6 protein-coding genes are annotated in these 7,669 nt (G+C 69.8%); 5 read left to right on the top strand and 1 reads right to left on the bottom strand.

Annotated features, from left to right (window positions below; all coding sequences use genetic code 11):
- Nucleotides 1-603 (top strand): prepilin peptidase (locus U9R90_RS12090; protein ID WP_411056435.1); only part of this gene is annotated, 603 nt, incomplete at its 5' end.
- Between the two features lie 188 nt (nucleotides 604-791).
- Here U9R90_RS12090 and mgrA read toward each other — a convergent pair.
- Complete coding sequence (gene mgrA / locus U9R90_RS12085; protein ID WP_411056434.1) at nucleotides 792-1,829, bottom strand: L-glyceraldehyde 3-phosphate reductase; 1,038 nt, start codon at nucleotides 1,827-1,829, stop codon at nucleotides 792-794.
- Between the two features lie 118 nt (nucleotides 1,830-1,947).
- Here mgrA and U9R90_RS12080 point away from each other — a divergent pair, with 118 nt between their 5' ends.
- From U9R90_RS12080 to U9R90_RS12065, 4 genes are all read left to right on the top strand, one after another.
- Nucleotides 1,948-2,709, top strand: a complete 762-nt coding sequence (locus U9R90_RS12080; protein ID WP_411056433.1) for an isoprenyl transferase — start codon at nucleotides 1,948-1,950, stop codon at nucleotides 2,707-2,709.
- Between the two features lie 304 nt (nucleotides 2,710-3,013).
- Complete coding sequence (locus U9R90_RS12075; RefSeq protein ID WP_411056432.1) at nucleotides 3,014-4,336, top strand: PhoH family protein; 1,323 nt, start codon at nucleotides 3,014-3,016, stop codon at nucleotides 4,334-4,336.
- A gap of 390 nt (nucleotides 4,337-4,726) precedes the next feature.
- Nucleotides 4,727-5,497 carry a transglycosylase SLT domain-containing protein gene (locus tag U9R90_RS12070; RefSeq protein WP_411056431.1) on the top strand — a complete coding sequence of 257 codons (771 nt, stop codon included), beginning with the start codon at nucleotides 4,727-4,729 and terminating at the stop codon, nucleotides 5,495-5,497.
- 747 nt (nucleotides 5,498-6,244) lie between these two features.
- Entirely contained in the window at nucleotides 6,245-7,621 is a 1,377-nt protein-coding gene (locus tag U9R90_RS12065; protein WP_411056430.1) for an AI-2E family transporter, read from the top strand.
- Nucleotides 7,622-7,669 lie beyond the last annotated feature (48 nt).

The raw sequence follows: 7,669 nt of genomic DNA, 5'->3' as shown, positions 1-7,669 counted from the left end.
GCGGGTGGGGTGCTGCGGGGGTGGGTTGGGGTGCCTCGGTGTTCGAGGTGTGGGGTGTGGTTTGGGCCCAGTGTGTCCGTTCTGGCTGCCGTGACCGCGGTGCTGTGTGTCGCCCTCGCGGCCGCCGCCGGGGTGCGGCCGGAGACCCTGGTGTGGCTGGGCCTCGTCCCGTTCGGCGTACTGCTCGCTGTCGTGGATCACGCCGTGCACCGGCTGCCCGATGTGCTGACGCTGCCGCTCGCGGCCGCCGCGCTGGTGTTGCTCGGGCTCGCCGCCACGAGTGACGCGGCCGGTGGGTCGTGGCGGGGCGTGCTGCTCGGGGGGCTCGCGCTGGGTGGGGTGTATTTCGCGTTGTTTCTGATCTACCCGAGCGGGATGGGGTTCGGGGACGTCAAGCTGGCGGTCGTCCTCGGGGTAACCCTTGGGTGGTACGGGTGGGGGGTGCTGATGCTCGGGTTCTTCGCGGGGGTTCTTTACGGGGGCGGATACGCGCTTGCCCTTGTGGTGCGGGGGAGGGCAGGGCGTAAGACGGCGATGCCGTTCGGGCCGTGCATGCTCGCCGGAGCGTTCAGCGGGCTGTTGCTCGGCGGTCTCGGAGCGTAGTCATTGCGCGGTGATGTGCGCAGCATCGCTTACGAAGGGTTATGGTGTAACTCCCCCCCTCGGGCCGGTCCGTATCCCCCCCACGGACCGGCCCGAATTTTTTGCCCGCACGAGCACGGCACGGGCCGGGGTGAACAGGGGCTCAGCCCCGGTCGGCGCAGGGCCTCAGCCCCGGTCGGCGCAGGGGCTCAGCCCCGGTCGGCCCAGATGTTCGTGCCCGGCGTGGACACCGCGAAGGTGTCGATCTCCGCCAGCTCCTCGTCGGTCAGCTTCGCGCCACCCAGCGCCGCCACGTTCTCCTCCAGCTGCTTCACGCTGGACGCGCCGATCAGCGCCGACGTCATCCGCTCGTCCCGCAGCACCCAGGCCAGCGCGAGCTGGGCCAGCGACTGGCCGCGCCGGGCCGCGATGTCGTTCAGGCCGTTGAGGCGCCGCACCACCTCGTCCGAGAGGAGGTTCGGGTCCAGCGACTTGCCCTGGGTCGCACGGGAACCCTCCGGGATCCCCTTCAGGTACTTCCCGGTGAGCAGCCCCTGGGCGAGCGGCACGAACGAGATGCAGCCCAGCCCCTCGTCCTCCAGGACATCGAGCAGCCCGTCGTCCTCGGTCCAGCGGTTGATCATCGAGTACGAGGGCTGGTGGATCAGGGGACGTACACCCATCTCCTTGAGGATGTGGGACGCCTCACGCGTCTGCTCCGCGTTGTACGACGAGACACCCACGTACAGCGCCTTGCCCTGCTGCACCGCCGAGGCCAGCGCGCCCATCGTCTCCTCGAGCGGGGTGTCCGGGTCGAAGCGGTGCGAGTAGAAGATGTCGACGTAGTCGACGCCCATCCGCTTGAGCGACGCGTCCAGCGACGACATCAGGTACTTGCGGGAGCCCCACTCGCCGTACGGGCCGGGGTGCATGAGGTACCCGGCCTTGGTGGAGAGCACCAGCTCGTCGCGGTACGGCGCGAAGTCCTGCTGGAACAGCTTGCCGAAGTTCAGCTCGGCCGAACCGGCCGGCGGGCCGTAGTTGTTCGCCAGGTCGAAGTGGGTGACACCGAGGTCGAAGGCGCGCCGCAGGATCGCCCGCTGCGAGCTGAGGCTGCGGTCGTCGCCGAAGTTGTGCCACAGGCCGAGGGAGATGGCCGGGAGCTTCAGGCCGGAGCGGCCGGTGCGCCGGTACTCGATCGAGTCGTAGCGTGAGTCGGCGGCCCGGTACAGAGACTTGTCGTTCATGGGTACGAAGCTACTTGAGTACGAGCGCACCCATGGGGCACCGTACGGGCGCACGGCGGTAAGGTGTCGCCCTTGGGGGGATGCACTTACCTGCCATCTGCCGGAGGGGCTGAACAGAGTGAACCTGCGCGACCTGGTGTATCGGCTCTATGCGCGCCGGGTGGAAGGCCGCCTCGACCATGCGCAGGTCCCCGGGCATATCGGCGTCATCCTCGATGGCAACCGGCGCTGGGCCAAGGCATCGGGCGGCACCACCGCGCAAGGCCACCAGGCCGGCGCCCAGAAGATCTCCGAGTTCCTCGGCTGGTGCGCCGAGACCGATGTCGGTGTCGTCACCCTCTGGATGCTCTCCACCGACAACCTCGACCGCCCCGAGTCCGAACTGGTGCCGCTGCTCGGCATCATCGAGGAGTCGGTGCGCGGGCTCGCCGCGGACGGACGCTGGCGGGTGCACCACGTCGGCACCATGGACCTGCTGCCCGCGCGCACCCAGTCCGTGATCAAGGAAGCCGAACAGGCCACGGTCAACAACACCGGGATACTCGTCAACGTCGCCGTCGGGTACGGCGGCCGCCAGGAGATCGCCGACGCCGTGCGCTCGCTGCTCCTGGACCACGCCGAGCGGGGCACCTCGTTCGAGGAACTCGCCGAGCTCGTCGACGTCGAGCAGATCTCCAAGCACCTCTACACGCGCGGCCAGCCCGACCCGGACCTGGTGATCCGCACCAGCGGGGAGCAGCGTCTGTCGGGGTTCATGCTCTGGCAGTCGGCGCACTCCGAGTACTACTTCTGCGAAGTCTTCTGGCCCGCCTTCCGTAAGGTCGACTTCCTGCGCGCGCTGCGCGACTACGCGGCCCGCCACCGCCGCTACGGCGGGTAGACCACGGTCGGGTACTGCCCGACTCCCGCCACAGGCTGTTCACTTTCACGTCGTCATATGCCATGGCATGGCCGCACGTGTTCGAGGGAATATCCCTTCCAGGTCGACGCCCGCGCCAAGGGCGTCGCATCTCAGTGAGCGGCACCGGGTCGCTCACCCGGGAGGCCCTTTGCACCCGATGGACCGTACGCGGTACGGACAAGCGGAGGGCCGGCGCTCGGCCCGTGCAACGGGGCCCGAGCCCGGTCCGGTCCCCCGCGACGCCGTCGCTTCCCCAACCTCAGCCGAGGGGGTACGTCCTTCCGTGGTGACCAGCACAAAGCGCCGCATGCCAGACAGGCGCACCTATGTACTCGACACCAGCGTTCTGCTGGCCGACCCGGGTGCTCTGGCCCGCTTCGACGAACACGAAGTCGTGCTTCCGGTCGTCGTGGTGACAGAGCTGGAGGCGAAGAGGCACCATCCCGAACTCGGCTACTTCGCCCGGCAGGCACTGCGCCTGCTGGACGACTGCCGGGTGCGGTTCGGCCGCCTCGACGCTCCCATCCCGATCGGCGAACTGGGCGGCACCCTGCGCGTCGAGCTCAACCACTCCGATCCCGGCGTACTTCCGGCCGGCTATCGACTGGGGGACAACGACTCACGGATCCTGGCGGTCGCCCGCAACCTCCAGGCCGAGGGGTACGACGTCACGGTCGTCTCCAAGGACCTGCCGCTGCGGATCAAGGCCTCGTCGGTGGGGCTGCTCGCCGAGGAGTACCGAGCCGAGCTCGCCATCACCGACTCCGGTTGGACCGGAATGTCCGAACTGGGCATCTCCGGGGAGCAGGTGGACCTCCTCTTCGAGGGCGAGTCGCTCTACGTGCCCGAAGCCGCCGGGCTTCCCGTACACACCGGGCTGACACTGCGGTCCGAGCGGGGTAAGGCGCTCGGACGCGTCACACCGGACGGCAACGTCCGTCTCGTACGCGGTGATCGCGAGGCGTTCGGCATCAAGGGCCGCAGCGCGGAGCAGCGCATCGCCCTCGACCTGCTCCTCGACCCGGACATCGGCATCGTGTCGATGGGCGGCCGGGCGGGCACCGGAAAGTCGGCGCTCGCGCTCTGCGCGGGCCTGGAGGCCGTACTGGAGCGGCAGCAGCACAAGAAGGTGATGGTCTTCCGGCCGCTGTACGCGGTGGGCGGGCAGGAGCTGGGCTATCTGCCGGGCTCCGAGTCCGAGAAGATGAGCCCCTGGGCGCAGGCCGTGTTCGACACGCTGTCGGCGGTCACCTCGCGTGAGGTGATCGAGGAGGTGACGGCGCGCGGAATGCTGGAGGTGCTGCCGCTCACGCATATCCGGGGCCGCTCGCTCCATGACGCGTTCGTCATCGTGGACGAGGCCCAATCGCTGGAGCGGAACGTTCTGTTGACCGTTCTGTCCAGGATCGGGGCGAATTCGCGTGTTGTCCTGACTCATGACGTCGCCCAGCGCGACAACCTCAGGGTCGGGCGATACGACGGAGTCGTCGCCGTCGTCGAGAAGCTGAAGGGGCATCCGCTGTTCGCGCATGTCACCCTCACGCGGTCCGAGCGGTCGCAGATCGCGGCGCTGGTGACCGAAATGCTCGAAGAGGGCCACATCTGAGGTAGTACGCGGTAGTTCACCGCGGTTACGCGGCAGTTGGCGCCGCCCGGCGAAGCGCAAGAGCCTAGCCGGGCGGCGTCATGGCATGTGTGTGTTTCCGTAAAACCCCTGGGACAAACGGGGTGTGAGCTTTCCCACGCAACGCGGAATTGCTTCACGCCGTCCCGTTCCGGCAGAGTCTGGGGACTGTCAGGCCCCGCATACGGCACACCTGCACCCCCAGCGGTGCGGCACCACAGAACTTCATAGCGATCGCCGTGTGCCACCCGTGCCTCAAGAGGCCGCCCTCGCCTGAGGGTTGCCCGTCGGGTCAGTGCCTCCCGTGACCGTGTATCAGAGGGAGGCCAGTGCAAGGGGCACGATTGCGCCCGAAAGGTCACCGACCGGGCGATGCTGGAAGGAAACCGTGTGAGCCGGATTTCGGTCCGGGGATTCGCCGTGGCATCCGCCACCGCGGTCACCACCGTCGGCGCTGTCGTTGGTGTTGCCTCGGGCAACACCGACACCTCCAATGACCTGGAGGCCACTGCGGCAACTGGCGAGGCAACACTCCTCGCAGAGATCCCCGCAGGCCAGCAGGCCGAGGTGCAGACCGCATCCCTGACGCAGCAGGCTGACGCCCAGGCGGCGGCCGCGGACTCGGCCGCTACGAAGTCCGCGGAGGAGTCGGCGCGCAAGAAGGCCGCCAAGGACGCTGTCGCCAAGAAGGAAGCCGCGGAGAAGAAGGCCGCGGAAGAGAAGGCGGCGAAGGAGAAGGCCGAGCGCGAGGCCAAGGAGCGCGCGGAGGCGGAGGCCAAGGAGAAGGCCAGCCGCTCCGAGTCCCGTTCCGCGTCGGCGTCCGCCAACGACTTCGCACCGCAGAGCTCGTACTCCATCGCCGAGGTCAAGTCGATGGCCCGGCAGATGGTTCCGGGCGACCAGTTCCAGTGCTTCAGCAACATCGTGGACCACGAGTCCGGCTGGAACTACAAGGCGACCAACCCGTCGTCCGGCGCCTACGGCCTGATGCAGGCGCTGCCGGCGGGCAAGATGTCCTCCGCGGGGGCGGACTGGCAGACCAACCCGGCCACCCAGATCAAGTGGGGCCTGGGCTACATGAACGACCGCTACGGCAGCCCGTGCGGCGCGTGGAGCTTCTGGCAGAACAACAACTGGTACTGAGCCGACGCCGATTCGGTTCCATCGGTCCGGACGCTCAACTTTGTGCAGCCCCTCACCGTCCTTCGGTGGGGGGCTTCGCGCGTGTACGGTTCCAGTTCGGACGCAGGGGGATCGGTGGGGGGAAAAGGAAAGATCATGTCGAGAGTGCCAGGCTGGCTGGGCCGCGTTGGTGAGGGACTGAGCCGGCTGGCCGAGCGCCTGAGCGAGCGCGAGGCCGAACGCCGCGGCGATGACGCGTACGGCGGGTACGACGCCGGGGGCGAGCCCGCGGCGTACCGCCGCGCGGACCGGTCCCGGACGCCCGCGTCCCCTCCCGGCTCCGGCCCGGAGCCGGGCGCGAGGGCGTCCGCCGACTCGACCTCTGGCGGTCCCGGGCCCGGTGGTTCCGGGTCTGGCGGGACTTCGTCCGCCAGGCCCGTGCCCGGCGCGGGTCGCCCCACCGGGGCCGGTCCCGCCGGCGCCGCGTCCGCGGACTTCGCGTCCAGCGGTCCGAGGGGCGGCGGCTCAGCGTCCGCTGGGCTCGCTGACTCCGCGGCCACCGGGGCCGGCCCCACCCACGCCGCGTCCGCGGACTTCGCTTCTGGCAGGCCTGCGCCCGGCAGGACAGGGACCGGTGGTCTCGGGGCGGGCGGAACTTCGTCCGCCAGTTCCGCGCCTGGCCCTGCCGACTCCGTGTCCGGTGGCGCCGCGTCCGCCGGGGCTGCGGCTGGCGGTTCCGCGTCGGCCCGGTCTGCGTCCGGCGGCTCCGTGTCCGGCAGACCGGAGTCCGGCGGGTCTGGCCCTGCCGACTCCGCGTCATCCCACTTCGCTTCCGGCAGGACTGCGTCTGGCGGGGCTGGCCCCGCCGACTCCCCGTCCCGTGGGCTTGTGCGCTCCGCGGTCGCCGGGGCCGGTCCCACCGACGCCGCGCCCGGCGAGGGTGCCGGCGGCGAGCACGTGCCCGCGCCGCCCGCCTACGCGCCCGCTGTCGCGGCGCGGCCGGAGCCCGTCGGGGCTATTCCGTGGAGCATCAGGGTGGCCGCCGAGGCCGCCTGGCGGTTGCTTGTGCTGGCGGGGCTCGTCTGGGTGTTGATGAAGATCGTCGGCGCCGTGCAGCTGGTCGTGCTGTCCTTCGCCGCCGCGCTGCTGATCACCGCGCTGCTCCAGCCCATGGTCACCAGGCTGCGCCGGTACGGACTGCCGCGCGGCCTGGCCACCGCCGTCACCTTCATCGCGGGGTTCGTGGTGATGGGCCTGGTCGGCTGGTTCGTGGTCTGGCAGGTCATGGAGAACATCGACAACCTGGCGGGCCAGATCCAGGACGGCATCGAGGAGCTCAAGAACTGGCTCATCGACGGCCCGCTGCATGTGACCGAAGACGAGATCAACGACGTCGCCAACAACCTCAGCGACACCGTCGGCAGCAACGCCAGGGAGCTCACCGAGGCCGGACTCGAGGGCGTGACGGTCCTGGTGGAGTTCCTCACCGGCATGGTGCTGGCGATGTTCTCGACGCTCTTCCTGCTGTACGACGGCAAGCGCATCTGGGAGTGGACGCTCAAGCTCGTCCCCGCCCCGGCCAGGCCCGGCATGGCGGGCGCGGGCCCGCGCGCGTGGCGGACCCTCACCGCCTACGTACGCGGCACGGTGGTGGTCGCGCTGATCGACGCGGTGTTCATCGGCATCGGCATCTACTTCCTCGACGTCCCGATGGCCGTACCGCTCGCCGTCTTCATCTTCCTGTTCGCCTTCATCCCCATCGTGGGTGCCGTGATCTCGGGCGCCCTCGCGGTGGTGGTGGCGCTGGTGACCCAGGGACCCGGTACGGCGCTGCTCGCGCTCGCCGTGGTGTTCGCGGTGCAGCAGATCGAGAGCCATGTGCTGCAGCCGTTCATCCTGGGCCGCGCGGTACGGGTACACCCGCTCGCCGTGGTCCTCGCGGTCTCCGCGGGTGCCCTGGTCGCGGGGATCAGCGGTGCCGTCGTCGCCGTACCGCTGGTGGCGGTGATCAACACGGTGGTCGGCTACCTCCGTGTCCACGCGCGCGAGGAGGCCCTGAAGGCCTCGCCGGGGCCGCACGGCGCGACGATCGTGGCGGTGGCGCCCGTACTGCCGGACCGCCCGCCGCAGCACAGCAACACGTAAGAGAACGAAGACGCCGATCGCCGGCCGGGCTCCTGAGAGCCCGGCCGG

Source organism: Streptomyces sp. E11-3 (genome assembly GCF_046540415.1).
Taxonomy (GTDB): domain Bacteria; phylum Actinomycetota; class Actinomycetes; order Streptomycetales; family Streptomycetaceae; genus Streptomyces.
Note: the sequence above shows the minus strand (reverse complement) of the source record. Positions and strands in the feature narration are given on the sequence as shown.

Bases quoted from the DNA above. Each gene is read 5' to 3' on its own strand.
- mgrA (WP_411056434.1), bottom strand. From the start codon at position 1,829: ATGAACGACAAGTCTCTGTACCGGGCCGCCGACTCACGCTACGACTCG.
- U9R90_RS12070 (WP_411056431.1), top strand. From the start codon at position 4,727: ATGCTGGAAGGAAACCGTGTGAGCCGGATTTCGGTCCGGGGATTCGCC.